Raw genomic sequence first — 14924 nt, forward strand, 5'->3', positions numbered from 1 at the left:
TCGTCCAGATGATCCGTCTGCCCGTCCTCTTCATCCTGGTGACGATGGTGATCGAGGCCATGGGCATCGGTCTCATCATGCCGGTGATGCCCGCGCTACTCGAGGAGGTGCAGGGCGTCGGACTCAGCGAGGCCGCGCTCTGGGGCAGTGTTCTCGCCTCCGCCTACGCGCTGATGCAGTTCCTGTTCTCGCCGCTGATCGGCAACCTTTCCGACCGGTTCGGGCGTCGGCCCGTGTTGCTCGTGTCGATGGCGGTGATCTGCCTCGACTACGTGCTCATGTCCGTCGCGCACACGTTCTGGCTCCTCCTCATCGGACGGGTGATCGCGGGGGTGGCGGCCGCGACGATGGCCACCGCCACCGCCTTCATGGCCGACATCTCGGCGCCGGAGGAAAAAGCCGCCAATTTCGGCCTCGTCTCCGCCGCCTTCGGGGCGGGCTTCGTCCTCGGCCCGGCCTTCGGCGGCATCCTCGGCGAGTACGGCGCGCGAGCACCGTTCTGGGCGGCGGCGCTCCTCGCGGGCGCGAACGTCGTCTTCGGCCTCCTCGTCCTGCCCGAGACGCTGCGCCGTCCGCGCGCCTTCGACTGGCGCCGCGCGAACCCGCTGGGCAGCCTGCGCGCCCTCAACGCGCTGCCGGGTATGGGCGCGCTGCTCGCGCTGTGGTTCGTATTTCAGGTCGCGAACTGGGTCTATCCGGCCGTCTGGGCGTATTTCACGCAATCCGCCTTCGGCTGGCGCGAGGGAATGGTCGGCCTGTCGCTCGCGGTCTATGGCATCTCCATGATCGTCGTGCAGGGCGTCGTGATCCGGTGGGTGATCCCGTGGCTGGGGGAGCGGCGGACGATCGCGTGGTTCCTGCCCTACAACGTCGCCATCCTCGTCGCCATCGCCTATGTCCCGAACGGCACGCTGCTTCTGATCCTCACCCCGCTCTCCGCGCTCGGTGCGCTGGTGCAGCCGGCGATCCAGGGGCTGGCCAGCCGCATCGCCGACGACGACGCCCAAGGCGAATTGCAGGGTGTGCTGGCGTCGATCACCGCCATCGCGGCCATCCTGTCACCGCTCGTCATGGCGCGGATCTTCAACCTCGCGACGGAGGGTGCGCGGCATTTTCCCGGCGCCCCGTTCCTTGCGGCGAGCGGATTGATGGCGATGGCGTGGCTTCTCTACTGGCGCCAGAATGCGCGCGGCGTTCAGGCGTAGGCGAGCGCGCGGACGAAGGTCTCCCGATCGACATTGCCGCCCGAGGCGACCACGGCCACGTCGCCCTCGTGGTGGAACAGAGCGGCGGCGAGCGCGACCGCGCCGCCCGGCTCCAGCACGATCCGCAGATGCGTCCAGGCCAGCGCCCCGGCGCGCAGCGCCTCCTCGTCGGTGACGACGAGCCCCGGACCGCAGAGCCGGTGGAGAATCGGGAAGGTCAGCGCCCCCGGCGACGGCGTAAGGATCGCGTCGCAGAGCGAGCCGGTCAGCTTCGCGTTCGTTTCCCGCCGGCCGGAGGCAAGGGAGCGCGTCACGTCGTCGAACCCTTCGGGCTCCACCGGGCGGACCCGCGCGCGACCCTCCAGCGCGAGCGCGGTGCCCGACGTCAGACCGCCCCCGCCGCAGCAGACCAGCACCTCGTCGATCCCGTCGAGCAGGTCGTCCGCGATCTCGAGCCCGCAGGTCCCCTGCCCCGCGATCACCCGCGGATCGTCGTAGGGTCTCACCAAGTCGAGGCCCCGCTCCGCCTGCAGCGCCTGCCCGATCTCCTCCCGACTTTCGTTCGCACGGTCGTAGAGGACGACCTCCGCGCCGTAGCCGCGCGTGTTGGCGACCTTCACCGCCGGCGCATCCGAGGGCATGACGATCACCGCCTCCCGCCCCGCCATGCGCGCGGCCAGCGCAACGCCCTGTGCGTGGTTGCCGGACGAATAGGCGACCACGCCGCCGGTTCCCTGCGACACCGCGTTGAAAGCGCCGCGGAACTTGAAGCTGCCGGTCTTCTGCAGGCATTCCGCCTTCACGAAGATCCGCCGGCCCGCGACCGCGTCGAGCGACGGCGCGTTCAGGAGGGGGGTGCGCGCCGCGTGGCCCGCGATCCGCCGGGCCGCGGCCTCGATATCGGCGCGGGTGACCGCCTCCGTCAGAGAAGCATCGTCCATTCGTTCAGCGCCTCCAGCGATTCGGGTTCGTCGAGGAACGGGACGTGGCCGCGACCCGGCACCTCCGCCACGATCATGTCGGGCCGGCGCCGCCGCATCTCGGCCAGCGTCTCTGGGCTGAGCAGGTCCGAATTCGCGCCCCGGATGCAGGCCAGCGGCAATCCGTCCAGCGCGTCGAAGAGCGGCCAGAGATCGGGCGGCGGCCCCTCTCCCGCGGCCAGCACCGCGTCGCGCAGCTTGGCGTCGTAGTTGATGACGAGGCCGTCATCCGTCTCCCGGTAATGCTTCTCGACCTCCTCGCGCCAGCGGCTCTCGGGCACGTCCACGAACCCGGCCATCAGCGCGGCACGCCCCGCCACCGCGTCGTCGTGCGTCGCCGCCTCGGGGTTGAGCCCGACATAGCCGCGGATCGCCTCCATCCCGTCTTCGGAGATCTCCGGGCCGATATCGACGAGGCAAAGCCCGCCCAGTCGCGCCTTCGCGGTGAGCGCCAGCGCCATGCCGATCAGCCCGCCGCGCGACGTGCCGAGGATCGGCACCCGGTCGAGGCTGAGATGGTCGAGCAGCTCCACCACGTCGCGCGCCTCGGTCGGGATGTTGTAGGTTTGCCAGTCCGGCGCACGCTGCGACTTGGCACGGCCCCGGTAATCGAGCCGGATCACCCGGTGCTCGCCCACCAGATAGGGCAGCACGTAGTCGAAATCGGTGGAGTTCCGCGTCAGCCCGCTCAGGCACAGGAGCGGCGGGCCGTCGCCCTGATCCTCGTACCAGAGGCGCAAATTGTCGGATGTCTTGAACTCGGGCACTCAGATCGACCCCGCCAGCTCGGGCACGCCGGTCAGGTCGTCCAGGACGTGATCGGGGCGCCACGGCAGACGGTCCATCGGCTGCCCGGCCCGGTTCACCCAGGCCGTGCGGAACCCGTAGCCCGCCGCGGCGGCCACGTCCCAGCCGTTCGACGAGACGTAAAGCACGTCGTCCTTCGCGCAGTCGAAGGCCCGGTTCACCAAGTCGTAGACCTTGGACGACGGCTTGTAGATTCCGACCGACTCGACCGACAGGACATGATCGAGCAATCGCCCGATCCCCGCCGACTTCGCCGCCGATTGCAGCATCTCGGGCGAGCCGTTGGACAGGATACCGGTCGCGAGTCCGGCGTCCTTCAGACGCTCCAGCATGGCGGGCGCCTCCGGATACGCGGCAAGATCGACATAGAGCTCCTTCAACCTGTCCCGGAGGCCGTTCTCCCCCTCGAGGCCGGAGGCTTCGAGCGCGTAATCGAGCGACTCGCTCGTGACCTGCCAGAAATCGGCGTGCTCACCGGTGATCGCGCGAATCCAGGTGTATTGAAGCTGCCGCTCCCGCCAATCTGCGGCGACCTTCTGCCAGCGTTCCGCAAGCGCCGGATGGTTCCCCTCCTCGGCCGCCAGCCGCGCCGCGGAGGTCACGTCGAAGAGCGTGCCGTAGGCGTCGAAGATGCAGGTGTCGATGGTCACGTCCAGGCCCCTCGCGTCGGATCGGGCGGACCCTGCCACGGGCTGCGGGACTAGTCGAGGGCAGCGCGGACCAAGGCACAGGGCCCTGTCCCCTCGCATTCCACAGACGCGGCGTCGAGAATACGCGGCGGCCCGTTCGCGATGACCGCGAGCGAGGTCAGGACGAGGCAGATCGTCAGTACGAGCCAATCGAGGCAGACCACGCCCTGGGCGTCGATCGGGATGGGTCTCGGTAGGGGCATCGGCGGGTCCGCTCGCTCGGGCTTCGATGCAAACGGGGTCGCCTGCCGGAATGGCGAGAATGCGGCGGAAACGGCAAGACTTTTCGTCGATTTTTCGATGCCGCCGGAAACCGGTCAGAGATTGTCGGGCCGCGGCATGCCCATGACGTGGAATCCGCCGTCCACGTGGACGATCTCGCCCGTCGTGCAGGCGCCGTGCGCGGAGGCGAGATAGAGTGCGGTGCCGCCCACGGCCGAGAGCGTCGCGTTGGCGCGCAGCGGCGCGTTGGCCTCCGCGTGCTTGAACGTCCGGCGGGCGCCGCCGATGGCCGAACCCGCCAGCGTCTTCATCGGCCCGGGCGAGATCGCGTTCACGCGGATGCCGTCGGGGCCGAGATCGGCGGCGAGGTAGCGCACCGTCGCCTCGAGCGCGGCCTTGGCGACGCCCATCACGTTGTAATGCGGCATGACCCGCTGCGAACCGTCGAAGGTCAGCGTCAGGATCGTGCCGCCATTGGTCATCAGCGGCGCGGCGCGGCGCGCGATCTCGATCAGCGAGTAGCAGGAGATGTCGAGGGAATGCTTGAAGTTCGCGCGGCTCGTGTTGACGAAGCGCCCGGTCAGCTCGGACTTGTTGGAATAGGCGATGGCGTGGACGATCACGTCGAGCGGCCCCTGTTCGGCCAGCGTCTCGAACGCGCCGTCGAGGGAGGCGTCGTCGGTCACGTCCACGTCGAGAAGCGTCTCGGAACCGAGGGTCGCCGCAAGCGGCCGGACCCGCTTGCCGAAGGCCTCGCCCTGATAGGTGAAGGCCAGCTCGCAACCCTCGGCCGCCAGCACCCGCGCGATCCCCCAGGCGATGGAGTGATCGTTCGCGACCCCCATCACGAGTGCGCGCTTCCCGTCCATCAATCCCATCGGTCTACTCCAGATGCTTCGAGATGATGACGGTGCCGTTCGTGCCGCCGAACCCGAAGGAGTTCGACAGGATCGAATCAATCTCGACATCTTCGCGCAGTTCGGTGGCGATCTCGGCCGGAGCGAGCTCCGGGTCGAGATCGGTCACGTTGATCGACGGCGCAATGAATCCCTTGTTCATCATCAGCATCGAATAGATCGCCTCCTGCACGCCCGCAGCGCCGAGCGAATGGCCCGTCATCGCCTTGGTGGAGGTGACCGGCGGGGTGGAACCCTCGCCGAAGACGTTGCGGACCGCGACGATCTCCCTGACGTCGCCCACCGGGGTCGAGGTGCCATGCGCGTTGATGTAATCGATCCGGCGGCCCTCCGGCATCTGGCTCAGCGCGAGGCGCATCGAGCGCTCGCCCCCCTCGCCCGAGGGAGCCACCATGTCGACCCCGTCGGAGGTCGCCCCGTAGCCCGTCACCTCGCCGTAGATCGTGGCGCCGCGCGCGATGGCCCGGTCCCGCTCCTCCAGCACGACGACCCCCGCACCGCCGGCGATCACGAAACCGTCCCGGTTGGCGTCGAAAGGGCGGGAGGCGAGCTCCGGCGTGTCGTTGTACTTGGACGACATCGCGCCCATCGCGTCGAACAGGCAGCTCAGCGTCCAGTCCACCTCCTCGCCGCCTCCGGCGAAGACGATGTCCTGCTTGCCGAACTGGATCTGCTCGACGCCGTTGCCCATGCAATGCAGCGAGGTCGTGCAGGCCGAGGTGATCGAGTAGTTGACGCCCTTGATCCCGAACGGCGTGGCCAGACAGGCGGAGTTGGTCGAGGACATGCAGCGCGTGACCATGAACGGCCCCATCTTCTTCGGGCTGCCCTTCTCGATCACGGTGTCGAAGGCGGTGAAGAAGTTCGACGTGCTCGGCCCGCCGGAGCCCATCACGAGGCCGGTCCGCTCGTGGGAGACCTCACCGGGCTCCAACCCGGCATCGGCGATGGCGCGTTCCATCGCGATGTAATTGTAGGCCGCGCCGGGGCCCATGAAGCGGAGCTGCCGCTTGTCGATGTGGTCCTCGAGCACGATGTCCGGCACGCCGTGGACCTGGCTGCGGAAGCCGTGGTTGGCGTAGCTCTCGGAGAATGTGATGCCGGATTTGCCGGCACGCAGCGAGGCCTCGACCTCGTCGGGGGTGTTCCCGATCGGCGAGACGATCCCGATCCCGGTGACGACGACGCGTCGAAGCATGGTCTGTTCCCTTTCGATCAGCTCTCGGAGAGAGCGACCTTCATGTCGCGGACGACGTAGATCTCCTCCCCGTCCGCCTCCACCCGTCCGTCGGCCACGCCCATCGTCAGGCGCCGCGTCTGCACTGCCTTGGTGAAGTCGACGTAGTAGGTCAGCATCCTGCGCTCGGGCCGAACCATGCCGGTGAGCTTCACCTCGCCCACGCCGAGCGCGTAGCCGCGCCCCTGCCAGCCGCGCCAGCCGAGGTTGAAGCCGGTCAGCTGCCAGAGCCCGTCGAGCCCGAGGCAGCCCGGCATGATCGGGTTGCCCGGAAAGTGGCAGTCGAAGAACCACAGGTCGGGATTGATGTCGAACTCCGCGACGACGTGTCCCTTGCCGTGCAGCCCCGCATCGGCCGAAATGTCCGTGATGCGGTCCATCATCAGCATCGGCGGTTCGGGAAGCTGCGCGTTCCCGGGCCCGAACAATTCGCCGCGGGCACAACGCAAGAGGGCGTCCCGGTCGAAATAGGTCGGATATTCGGCCATGCGTCCTCCCTCGGCGACAGTTCCGCCCCTCTATCACCCGAGGTTTCGGCGTCGCAACCCTGCGCGATTGGCGGAGTCGGGACGGGCGGAAGGGGACGGTTTTGCGATTCCGTTTGAAAACGCTGCTGTCGCACCCCTATATTGCCCGTGATGCAAACGATCGATCCAAACAGCACCCGTGGCGAAACCTGGCTTGCCCGCGCCAACCTCCGGCCCACACGCCAGAGGCTCCTTCTGGCCGACCTCCTCGTGGGCGACGGGCGCGACCGGCACGTGACGGCGGAATGGCTGCACGACGCGGCCCGGCGCAGCGGCGACAGGGTCTCGCTCGCGACGGTCTACAACACGCTCCGGGCCTTCACCGAGGCCGGCCTCGTGCAGGAGATCACGGTCGACGGCACCGGCAGCTATTTCGACACCCGGGTCGACGATCACCCGCATTTCTACTGGGAAGACGATGCGCGGCTGACCGATGCCGGCACCCAGCCGATGGAGATCGTCAACCTCCCCGCCGCGCCCGAGGGAATGGAGATCGCCAAGGTCGACGTCGTGATCCGCCTCCGCGCCAAGGGCTGACCCCGAGGGTCGAGTTCTCCCCTCCGCTCGACATGCCGGACCGAGCATGCGACGCAGGCCCGACCAATCAGGGGAGAGACGATATGGAACGGATCGGCTTCGTCGGCGTGGGCCTCATGGGTCACGGCATGGCCGCGAACATCCTCGCGGCCGGGCACCCGCTCACGGTGATCGCACACAGCAACCGCACGCCCGTCGAGGATCTCGTGTCGAAGGGGGCCGAGGAGGCCGCGGACCTCGCCGCGCTCGCACGGGCCTCGGACATCGTGCATATCTGCGCCCCCGGCTCGCCACAGGTCGAGGCCATCGTGGACGGGATGATCGACCACCTGCCCGAGGGCGCCGTCGTCGTCGACTGCTCCACCTCGAGCCCGGTCTCGACCGAAGCGCTGGCCGCGAAGCTCGCCGAACGCGGCTTCGCGATGGCCGATGCCCCGCTCGGCGGCACGCCCGTGCAGGCGGAAGCGGGCGAGTTGACGGCGATGGTTGGCGCCACGGAGGAGACGTTCGCCCGGATCGAGCCGGTGCTCGCGACCTGGGCCAAGACGATCCGTCGCGTCGGCGAACCCGGCGCGGGCCACAAGATGAAGCTGCTGAACAACTTCGTCTCGCTGGGCTATGCCGCGATCTACGCCGAGGCGCTGGCGCTGGCGGAAAAATCGGGGCTCGGCATCCAGACTTTCCACAGCGTGATCGGCGGTAGCCGGATGGATTGCGGCTTCTACCAGACCTTCATGGGCTACGCCGCGGAGGGCAACCGCGAGGCGCACAAGTTCACGCTGACCAACGCGCTCAAGGACATGAACTATCTCGCCGCCTTCGCGGAGGGGACCGGCGTGGCGAACCCGGTCGGCGCGACGGCGCGCGACAGCTTCGATGCGGCGGTGAAGGCGGGCGGCGACGGGCCCGAGGATTACGTCCCGCACCTCGTGGACTTCGTGGGACGGGCGAACGGGATCGACCGGTAATGTCTTGAGGGCAGGCCCCGGCCGCGGGTGGGGGTGAAGCCCTCACCCCGGGGGCGGTCGGGGACTGCCCGGCCGATCACCGGGCTGAACATCGAATCGAACCGCCCTCGCTTCGCACTAGCCGATCCCAAGCTCGGCGAAGGAGACGTAGCGCACCGGGTCCCCCGCCTCGACGCGCGCGGCCTCGTCGGGCAGGTCCACGAACCCCTCCGCCCAGGAGAGTCCGGAGACGAGGCCGGACCCTTCCGAGCGGAACGCCTCCGCCGCCCCGTCCCGCAGACGCGCGCGCAGGAGTTCCCGCCGCCCGGCCTTCTTGCGCTTTGCGAAGGCCGCGGGGACCATCAGCCCGACCGGCTCCCGCCAGCCAGCGCCCGCCATCTGCAGGAGCGCGGGCCGGGCGAACCATGCGGCGCAGGTGAAGGCCGCGACCGGGTTGCCCGGCAAGCCGAAGACCGGCACGCCCTGCCAGAGCCCGAGCGCCAGCGGCCGGCCCGGCTTCACCGCGATCCGCCAGTGATGGAGGCTCCCCCGCGTGCGGAGCAGGCGTGACAGGTGGTCCTCGTCGCCCGCGCTCGCCCCGCCCGAGGTCAGGATCGCGTCGGTCGCCGCGCCGCCGAGCATCGTGGCGAGGGTCTCCGCATCGTCCGGCGCGTGGCCCAGATCGACCGCCGCGAACCCCCACCCCGCGAGCATGGCAAGCAGCATCGGCCGGTTCACGTCAGGGATGCCGCCCTCCGCGCCCGGCGCCACGATCTCGTCGCCGGTCGAGAGCACGCCGACCCGAAGCCGTGTCCGCACCTGCAGCGTCCCGTGCCCCGCCGCGATGGCGAAGCCCACGTCGCCGGGCCGCAGGATCGTGCCCTGCGCGAGCACCGGCCCGCCTACCCGGACATCTTCCCCGGCCGCGCGCGTATTGGCGCCCGCCTTCGGCACCGCGGCTAGCGAAAGGCCATCGTCGCCCGCCTCCGCGTCCTCCTGCAACGCGACCGTGTCCACGCCCGCGGGCAACGCCGCGCCGGTCAGGATGCGGATCGCGTGGCCGGGGGGGACCACACCGGGATAGGGTTGTCCTGCGGCCGCGCGGCCTTCCACGATCGGAACGCGGCCTTCCGAAAGTGTGCCGTGCGCAAAACCCCACCCGTCCACCGCGGCATTGGCCTCGGGCGGGTTGGCGCGGCGGGCAGCGATGTCCTCGGCGAGGATGCGGCCCGTCGCCTCGGACACGTCGACACGTTCGATCCCCGTCGCCACGTCGCTCGCCGCGCGCAGGGTCGCGAGCGCCGTTTCTACCGGCGTCCAGGTCACGCCCGGCGGCAGGGCGAAGCAGTCCGAGGCCACGCGCGGCGCTGGCGGCGCGGGATACGGCCCGTCCGGCCCGATACCGAGGATCCACCCCTCCTCCACCGCAAGGCGCGTCGCGTCGGGATGCACCGCGGGGGCGGAGAACCACTCGGCCGGCGCGGCGCGCAAGGCGCGCGCCGTGGCGACCACCTGCCCCTCGTCGCGGATCGCCGCCGGAGCCGGCGGCCAGAGCGAAGGGTAGATCTCCGCCAGAACGATCCGCGCCTCGGGCCGGACGAACCCCGTCTCCTGCGGCCAGACGACGAGGTCGGGCCTTTGCCGCAGGCGGGCGAGCGCCGCGCAACCGAGCAGGCTCTGGCTGCCGACCGCGCCGGCATATGCGAGCTGCCAGACCGGCTTGGCCGTGGGGGCCAGACGCTCGACGGCGCGGCGCATCGCGGTCAGGGGGTGATCCACGACCGCCCGCGTCGGCGGCAGGTCGGGCAAGTCGAGATGCGCCGGGCGGCCCCAGAACGGCCCCGTACCCGGCAGGCTGCGGTTGATCGCCTGTCCGACCGCGAAGCGGTTGTTGGCGTTGTCCGGCCCATCCTCGATCTGCTCCGCAAGCCAGTCCCAGAGCGCGAGCGCCTCGGACCGGCCGGTCAGATGCGCGGCGAGCCCGGCCGGAAACCCCATCGCGAAGTCGAATGTCAGCAACGTGCGAAGCCCGCGATCGAGCTGCCTGTCGATCCATTCGAGCGCCGCGGCGCGGGTGCGGAAGTATTCGGTCGTCTCGACCCCGCCCTCCTCGGCGCAGATCCAGATCGCATCCTTGCGCGGCGCCGCCCCGGTCGGCACCGCGGCAGCGGACCAGTCGGCGACGAGGATCAGGTCGAACATACGAAGTCCGCGATCGCGGCCACGTCGTTCAGATCCAGCACGTTCTGCGTCACCTCCGGGTCGCCGGCCGCGGCCACGGCCCGGATCGTCGGATCGTTCCGCGCGAGGGGCGCCCGGCCCGTCTCCGGCCGCCAGACCTCGATCCGCGGATGCCGCCCGGCCTTCCATCCCTCGGCCAGCACCACGTCGCAGGGTGCCAGACGGGTCAGGAGATGCGCGATGCCCGGTGCCCTCGCCTCCTCCATCAATGTCAGCCGCCGATCGGTCGCCAGCACGACCTGCTGCGCGCCGGCCATGCGGTGAAGGTGCGTGTCCGTCCCGGGCGTCTCCAGGTCGACGGCGTGATGCGTGTGCTTGAGCGTGGAGACCCGCAGGCCGCGGCGGGTGAGCTCGGTGACGAGCGCGGCGGTCAGCGTCGTCTTGCCGGCGTTCTTGTGTCCGACGATGCCCATCAGGATCACGCCATCGCCTCCGCCCGCGCCAGATCCTCGGGCGTGTTGACGTTGAAGAACGGGTCCCAGGGCTCGGTCGGGAACACCGCGAGCCCGGCCCCGTGCGCGTCGGTCCAGGCGACGATCTTGCGCGTGCCCGCCGCCAGCGCCGTGCGCAGGTCGTCCCGCAGCGCGACGGGCCAGAGGCCGAAGGTCGGCTGTGCCCGGACGCGGCCGTCCACCTCGGTCGCCGCGAGCGCGAAGCCGGATGGCGCGGCAGCGGCGAGCAGGCGCGGCACGAGGTCGGGCGGCAGGAACGGCGTGTCCGCGGCGGCCGTCACGATATGCGGGCAGCCCGTCGCCGCCGCCCAGTCGAGACCGGCGAGCACCCCCGCGAGCGGCCCCGGCCTGTCCGGCGCCTCGTCGGGGAGGACCGGCAGGCCCAGATCGGACCAACGGTCCGGCGCGCCGTTGGCGTTGAGCGCCAGTCGATCCACCTGCGGCGCCAGTCGGTCGACCACTCGTGCGACGAGCGACCGGCCCGACAGCATCAGTCGCCCCTTGTCGCCGCCGCCCATCCGCGTGGCCCGGCCCCCGGCCAGGATCACGCCATGCGGCTGCACCATGCCGCTCATTGGTGCACCCTTCCCACTGGAAGCCTTACCGTTGTTGATGCGAGCCTTCTGCTTCCAGCGTCCCGTCGCGACGGCCCAGGGCGCTCGCCGCTCGACGGCCCGCATGAGACCCGCCGCGCGGCGGGCGCCGGGAGGATGCAATGGGCGACAGGCTGATCCGCCGTGGGCTGGCCCCCAGAGCGCCTGACAATGAGCTTCCCGCAGATCCTCTCGGCCGGAATAGATGTAACGCACACGGGAGGGATGATCCCATGACTTTCGTGATCGGACTTGACTGGGGCGGGGCGGCACACGCCGTCTGCGTGATTGATCGGAGCAGCGGCGCCGTGGTCGACCGTTTCGAGACGCGCCACGACGCTGGCGGCTTGCGCGATATGACACGCAGGCTCGCCCGGCACGGCGCGGCTGCAGATCTGCCCGTAGCAGTCGAACGGCCTTCGGGGTTGATCGTCGATGCACTGGTCGCAGCGGGCCTTCTGGTCGTGCCCATCTACCCGAACGCCGTCAAGGCCTCGCGCCCGCGCTACCGTGCCTCCGGGGCCAAAGACGATCGTGGCGATCCGTACCTGCTGACCGATCTCTTGCGCACCGACGGGCACAGGTTCCGGCCGCTCCCTCCGCCCTCTGACGCGGTCCGCGCCCTGCGCACGCTGGTGCAAGGCCGCGACGACCTCGTCGCCGTCCGTGTGCAGCTTGCCAACCAGTTGCGCGCCTTGCTCGAAAGCTTCTGGCCCGGAGCCGCAGCGATCTTCGCCGACATAGACAGCCCCATCGCGCTGGTCTTCCTTGAGCGATATCCAACGCCCGACAGCGCCACGCGTGTGGGCGTGAAGCGCCTCGCAAGCTTCCTTGCCCAGTACCGCTACACCGGCCGCCGCAGCCCGGAAGAGCTCCTCACCCGCCTGCGTGCCGCCCCCCAGGGCCTCGCTGGCCCCGCCGAGGCTGAAGCGAAGGGCGAAATGGTCCGCGCATTGGTCGCCTTTCTCGGTCCCCTCGTCGACAGCATCACGGATCTGTCTGCGCGCATCCGCCACAATGCTATCGCAAGCGAGGTCGGCCGCATTCTCATGAGCTTTCTTCGCGCGGGCCAACTCTGCGCTGTCCAGATCCTGGCCGAACTCGGCGAGGACCGTGCCCGATACCTGACCGCCGACCAGCTTGCCGCCGACGCAGGCCTCGCCCCAGTCATCAGACAGTCGGGCCGGTCGCGTGGGGTCTCCTTCCGGTGGGCCTGCAACAGACGTCTGCGCAAGGCGCTCACCTGCTTTGCAGACAACTCCCGCCACGCTTGCCCGTGGGCGGCATCCGTCTATCTCATGGCACGCGGTCGAGGATGCAGACATCCGCATGCTATCCGCATCCTCGGCCGCGCCTGGCTCCGCGTTCTCTGGCGCGCCTGGCAGGATCGGAAACCCTACTATCCGCTCCTGCACGGCGCTGCTCAAGCCATAGGTTGACACAGGCTGTCTCATGCCGCGTCCCAGACGACGCGGTCGGCGCCCGACAGGCAGACGAAGCGCGTGCCCTTCATCCGGCCGATCACCGTCAGCCCGACCTGCCGCGCGATCTCCACCCCCCAGGCGGTGAAGCCCGAGCGCGAGACGAGCGACGGGATGCCCATCAGCGCGCACTTGATGATCATCTCCGACGTCAGCCGGCCGGTCGTGTAGAGCGTCTTGTCGCCCGGCGCGACGCCCTCCATCCGCATCCAGCCGGCCAGCTTGTCGACCGCGTTGTGCCGGCCGACATCCTCGAAATAGGCGAGCGGGTCCGGGCCGTGGCAGAGGCAGGTCCCGTGGATCGCGCCCGCCTCAAGATAGAGGCTGGGCGTCCGGTTGATCGCCGCCGACAGGGCCTGCAGGTCGGCGACATGCAACGGCGTCGCCGGCAGCGTCAGCCCCTCGAGCCCCGCCATCATGTCGCCGAAGACCGTTCCCACGGCGCAGCCCGAGGTGCGCGTCGCACGCGCGAGCTTGGCCTCGTGATCCGTCTCCACCGCCGTGCGGACCACGACCGTCGCCAGCTCCTCGTCGTAGTCGATGCCCGTGACCGTGTCGGCGGCGCGCACCATCCCCTGATTGACGAGGAAGCCAAGGCCCAGCCATTCCGGATGATCGCCGATCGTCATCGCCGTCACGATCTCCCGCGAATTGAGGTAGATCGTCAGCGGCCGCTCCTCCACCACGCGCAGGTCGACGGGCGCGCCGGACTGGTCGCGCCCGGTCACGCCTCGGGTCAGGCGCGGATCGTCGGGGCGCGGGGCGACGCGGAGGCTGGCGGGGGTTTCGGTGGACACTTGAGACCTGTCACGAGGAGGACTACGCCCACGATGTCCGTCAGATCGAAAGGATGCAAGCGATGGCCCGCGCCGCGTTTCGCAAGGGCATCGCCGAAGGGCTGCCGTTCATCATCGTCATGGTCCCGTTCGGCGCGCTGTTCGGCGTGCTTGCCTCGGAGGCCGGGCTGCCGATCGGGCAGATCATGGGCTTCTCCATCGTCGTGATCGCCGGGGCGGCGCAATTCACGGCGGTGCACCTGATGTCGGACGGCGCGCCATGGGCGATCGTGCTGCTCTCGGCGCTCGCGGTGAACCTCAGGATGGCGATGTATTCGGCGTCGATGGTGCCGTGGCTCGGCCGCGCGCCGCTGTGGCAGCGGGGGCTGATCGCCTACATGCTGGTCGATCAGACCTATGCCCTCTCGGCGCAGGCCTACGAGGCGGAGCGCACCTGGTCGGTTCGCGACCGGGTGATCTACTTCGCCGGCACCGCGCTGCCGGTGTTCCCGGCCTGGGTCGGAGCGACTTGGGCGGGCGCGGCGCTCGGCACGCGGATCCCGGAGGAATGGGCGCTGGACTTCGCGATGCCGCTCGCCTTCCTCGCGCTGGTCGGGCCGATGCTGCGGACCCGCGCGCATGTCGTCGCGGCAATCGTCTCTGTGACGCTGGCGCTGCTCCTGTCCTGGATACCGTGGAACCTCGGCCTCATCATCGCGGCCGCCTGCGCGATGGCGGCCGGCGCGGAGACGGAGCGGCGAACATGAACGACCTCTATGTCTGGAGCATCGTCCTCGTCCTGGGCGCCGGAACGTTCCTGATCCGGTTCCTGTTCATCGGCTTCGTCGGCGACCGCCCCCTGCCGTCCTGGGCGCTGCGTCACCTGCGCTATACCGGCGTCGGTGTCCTGCCCGCCCTCGTCGCGCCGCTCGTCGTCTGGCCGGAAGCGACCGGCGGCGCGCCCGACCCCGTGCGCCTGATCGCGGCCGGTGTCACGCTCGCCGTCGGATTGTGGCGGCGCGACACGATCCAGGCGGTCATCGCGGGCGGGCTGACGATGCTGGTGCTGAGCCTCGCATTGTAAGCTGCCGTCGCCCTGACAACCCGTGGCCGGCCGCAGCTCGATAGGATAGTACTGACGAAAGGCAACCGAAGCGTCCGAAAAAACTTTGCAAAATGTTAAAGGTTGTTAAAACTTCCAGCGTCGTCTGCTGACGGTGCCCGCAAGATTGTATGTTTGAGGACATTTCCATGCCCATTGCCCGCGTATCCGGTTCAACGATTACGGAACCCGATTCATCTTATTCCAACCT

The 14924-nt window shown here is 69.6% G+C and carries 17 protein-coding genes; 6 read left to right on the forward strand and 11 right to left on the reverse strand.

The window, feature by feature from the left end; all coding sequences use genetic code 11:
- The first annotated feature begins 8 nt into the window (after positions 1 to 8).
- On the forward strand, positions 9 to 1205 hold the full coding sequence (locus tag Q1A87_RS01225) for a TCR/Tet family MFS transporter (protein WP_363322936.1): 1197 nt from the start codon (positions 9 to 11) through the stop codon (positions 1203 to 1205).
- On the opposite strand, the gene Q1A87_RS01230 is transcribed toward Q1A87_RS01225, so the two are convergent.
- From Q1A87_RS01230 to fabA, 7 genes are all read right to left on the reverse strand, one after another.
- Complete coding sequence (locus Q1A87_RS01230) at positions 1196 to 2146, reverse strand: threonine/serine dehydratase (protein ID WP_299646220.1); 951 nt, start codon at positions 2144 to 2146, stop codon at positions 1196 to 1198. The genes Q1A87_RS01225 and Q1A87_RS01230 overlap by 10 nt on opposite strands.
- Complete coding sequence (locus tag Q1A87_RS01235; RefSeq protein ID WP_299646222.1) at positions 2128 to 2952, reverse strand: alpha/beta hydrolase; 825 nt, start codon at positions 2950 to 2952, stop codon at positions 2128 to 2130. The genes Q1A87_RS01230 and Q1A87_RS01235 overlap by 19 nt, the downstream gene beginning before the upstream one ends.
- Positions 2953 to 3642, reverse strand: coding sequence for a haloacid dehalogenase type II (locus Q1A87_RS01240; protein ID WP_299646224.1), 690 nt, complete (start codon positions 3640 to 3642; stop codon positions 2953 to 2955).
- Positions 3643 to 3692: 50 nt separating this feature from the next.
- Positions 3693 to 3884: a hypothetical protein gene (locus Q1A87_RS01245; protein WP_299646226.1), complete on the reverse strand. Its 192-nt coding sequence runs from the start codon at positions 3882 to 3884 to the stop codon at positions 3693 to 3695.
- A 114-nt stretch (positions 3885 to 3998) separates the two neighbouring features.
- Positions 3999 to 4781 carry an enoyl-ACP reductase gene (locus Q1A87_RS01250; protein WP_299646228.1) on the reverse strand — a complete coding sequence of 261 codons (783 nt, stop codon included), beginning with the start codon at positions 4779 to 4781 and terminating at the stop codon, positions 3999 to 4001.
- A 4-nt stretch (positions 4782 to 4785) separates the two neighbouring features.
- The gene (fabB, locus tag Q1A87_RS01255) at positions 4786 to 6018 is read right to left on the reverse strand and encodes a beta-ketoacyl-ACP synthase I (protein WP_299646229.1); all 1233 of its coding nucleotides are present in this window, start codon (positions 6016 to 6018) and stop codon (positions 4786 to 4788) included.
- 17 nt (positions 6019 to 6035) lie between these two features.
- Positions 6036 to 6545, reverse strand: coding sequence for a bifunctional 3-hydroxydecanoyl-ACP dehydratase/trans-2-decenoyl-ACP isomerase (gene fabA / locus Q1A87_RS01260; RefSeq protein WP_299646231.1), 510 nt, complete (start codon positions 6543 to 6545; stop codon positions 6036 to 6038).
- Positions 6546 to 6695: 150 nt separating this feature from the next.
- Here fabA and irrA point away from each other — a divergent pair, with 150 nt between their 5' ends.
- Both irrA and Q1A87_RS01270 read left to right on the forward strand, forming a co-directional pair.
- Entirely contained in the window at positions 6696 to 7121 is a 426-nt protein-coding gene (irrA, locus tag Q1A87_RS01265) for an iron response transcriptional regulator IrrA (RefSeq protein ID WP_299646525.1), read from the forward strand.
- An 83-nt stretch (positions 7122 to 7204) separates the two neighbouring features.
- Positions 7205 to 8089 carry an NAD(P)-dependent oxidoreductase gene (locus tag Q1A87_RS01270; RefSeq protein ID WP_299646233.1) on the forward strand — a complete coding sequence of 295 codons (885 nt, stop codon included), beginning with the start codon at positions 7205 to 7207 and terminating at the stop codon, positions 8087 to 8089.
- A 117-nt stretch (positions 8090 to 8206) separates the two neighbouring features.
- On the opposite strand, the gene Q1A87_RS01275 is transcribed toward Q1A87_RS01270, so the two are convergent.
- The 3 genes from Q1A87_RS01275 to mobA are packed head-to-tail and all read right to left on the reverse strand — an operon-like array spanning position 8207 to position 11327.
- Positions 8207 to 10270, reverse strand: coding sequence for a molybdopterin-binding protein (locus Q1A87_RS01275; RefSeq protein WP_299646235.1), 2064 nt, complete (start codon positions 10268 to 10270; stop codon positions 8207 to 8209).
- The gene (gene mobB, locus Q1A87_RS01280) at positions 10258 to 10722 is read right to left on the reverse strand and encodes a molybdopterin-guanine dinucleotide biosynthesis protein B (protein ID WP_363322937.1); all 465 of its coding nucleotides are present in this window, start codon (positions 10720 to 10722) and stop codon (positions 10258 to 10260) included. Before mobB ends, Q1A87_RS01275 begins: the two co-directional genes overlap by 13 nt.
- 5 nt (positions 10723 to 10727) lie before the next feature.
- Positions 10728 to 11327: a molybdenum cofactor guanylyltransferase MobA gene (gene mobA, locus Q1A87_RS01285; RefSeq protein WP_299646527.1), complete on the reverse strand. Its 600-nt coding sequence runs from the start codon at positions 11325 to 11327 to the stop codon at positions 10728 to 10730.
- A 260-nt stretch (positions 11328 to 11587) separates the two neighbouring features.
- On the opposite strand from mobA, the gene Q1A87_RS01290 reads away from it, so the two are divergent.
- Positions 11588 to 12793 carry an IS110 family transposase gene (locus tag Q1A87_RS01290; protein ID WP_299646239.1) on the forward strand — a complete coding sequence of 402 codons (1206 nt, stop codon included), beginning with the start codon at positions 11588 to 11590 and terminating at the stop codon, positions 12791 to 12793.
- Between the two features lie 11 nt (positions 12794 to 12804).
- Here Q1A87_RS01290 and Q1A87_RS01295 read toward each other — a convergent pair whose 3' ends face one another.
- On the reverse strand, positions 12805 to 13632 hold the full coding sequence (locus Q1A87_RS01295; protein WP_299646241.1) for a formate dehydrogenase accessory sulfurtransferase FdhD: 828 nt from the start codon (positions 13630 to 13632) through the stop codon (positions 12805 to 12807).
- 62 nt (positions 13633 to 13694) lie between these two features.
- Here Q1A87_RS01295 and Q1A87_RS01300 point away from each other — a divergent pair, with 62 nt between their 5' ends.
- On the forward strand, positions 13695 to 14378 hold the full coding sequence (locus Q1A87_RS01300) for an AzlC family ABC transporter permease (protein WP_299646243.1): 684 nt from the start codon (positions 13695 to 13697) through the stop codon (positions 14376 to 14378).
- Positions 14375 to 14695: an AzlD domain-containing protein gene (locus Q1A87_RS01305; RefSeq protein ID WP_299646245.1), complete on the forward strand. Its 321-nt coding sequence runs from the start codon at positions 14375 to 14377 to the stop codon at positions 14693 to 14695. Before Q1A87_RS01300 ends, Q1A87_RS01305 begins: the two co-directional genes overlap by 4 nt.
- Positions 14696 to 14924 lie beyond the last annotated feature (229 nt).

This window comes from uncultured Jannaschia sp. (assembly GCF_947494055.1).
Taxonomy (GTDB): domain Bacteria; phylum Pseudomonadota; class Alphaproteobacteria; order Rhodobacterales; family Rhodobacteraceae; genus Jannaschia.

What these genes read in the sequence shown, in the direction of transcription:
- Q1A87_RS01225 (WP_363322936.1), top strand. Translation starts at nt 9, where the DNA reads ATGATCCGTCTGCCCGTCCTCTTCATCCTGGTGACGATGGTGATCGAG.
- Q1A87_RS01230 (WP_299646220.1), bottom strand. Translation starts at nt 2,146, where the DNA reads ATGGACGATGCTTCTCTGACGGAGGCGGTCACCCGCGCCGATATCGAG.
- Q1A87_RS01245 (WP_299646226.1), bottom strand. Translation starts at nt 3,884, where the DNA reads ATGCCCCTACCGAGACCCATCCCGATCGACGCCCAGGGCGTGGTCTGC.
- Q1A87_RS01250 (WP_299646228.1), bottom strand. Translation starts at nt 4,781, where the DNA reads ATGGGATTGATGGACGGGAAGCGCGCACTCGTGATGGGGGTCGCGAAC.
- fabB (WP_299646229.1), bottom strand. Translation starts at nt 6,018, where the DNA reads ATGCTTCGACGCGTCGTCGTCACCGGGATCGGGATCGTCTCGCCGATC.
- fabA (WP_299646231.1), bottom strand. Translation starts at nt 6,545, where the DNA reads ATGGCCGAATATCCGACCTATTTCGACCGGGACGCCCTCTTGCGTTGT.
- irrA (WP_299646525.1), top strand. Translation starts at nt 6,696, where the DNA reads ATGCAAACGATCGATCCAAACAGCACCCGTGGCGAAACCTGGCTTGCC.
- Q1A87_RS01270 (WP_299646233.1), top strand. Translation starts at nt 7,205, where the DNA reads ATGGAACGGATCGGCTTCGTCGGCGTGGGCCTCATGGGTCACGGCATG.
- Q1A87_RS01275 (WP_299646235.1), bottom strand. Translation starts at nt 10,270, where the DNA reads ATGTTCGACCTGATCCTCGTCGCCGACTGGTCCGCTGCCGCGGTGCCG.
- mobB (WP_363322937.1), bottom strand. Translation starts at nt 10,722, where the DNA reads ATGGGCATCGTCGGACACAAGAACGCCGGCAAGACGACGCTGACCGCC.
- mobA (WP_299646527.1), bottom strand. Translation starts at nt 11,327, where the DNA reads ATGGTGCAGCCGCATGGCGTGATCCTGGCCGGGGGCCGGGCCACGCGG.
- Q1A87_RS01290 (WP_299646239.1), top strand. Translation starts at nt 11,588, where the DNA reads ATGACTTTCGTGATCGGACTTGACTGGGGCGGGGCGGCACACGCCGTC.
- Q1A87_RS01300 (WP_299646243.1), top strand. Translation starts at nt 13,695, where the DNA reads ATGGCCCGCGCCGCGTTTCGCAAGGGCATCGCCGAAGGGCTGCCGTTC.
- Q1A87_RS01305 (WP_299646245.1), top strand. Translation starts at nt 14,375, where the DNA reads ATGAACGACCTCTATGTCTGGAGCATCGTCCTCGTCCTGGGCGCCGGA.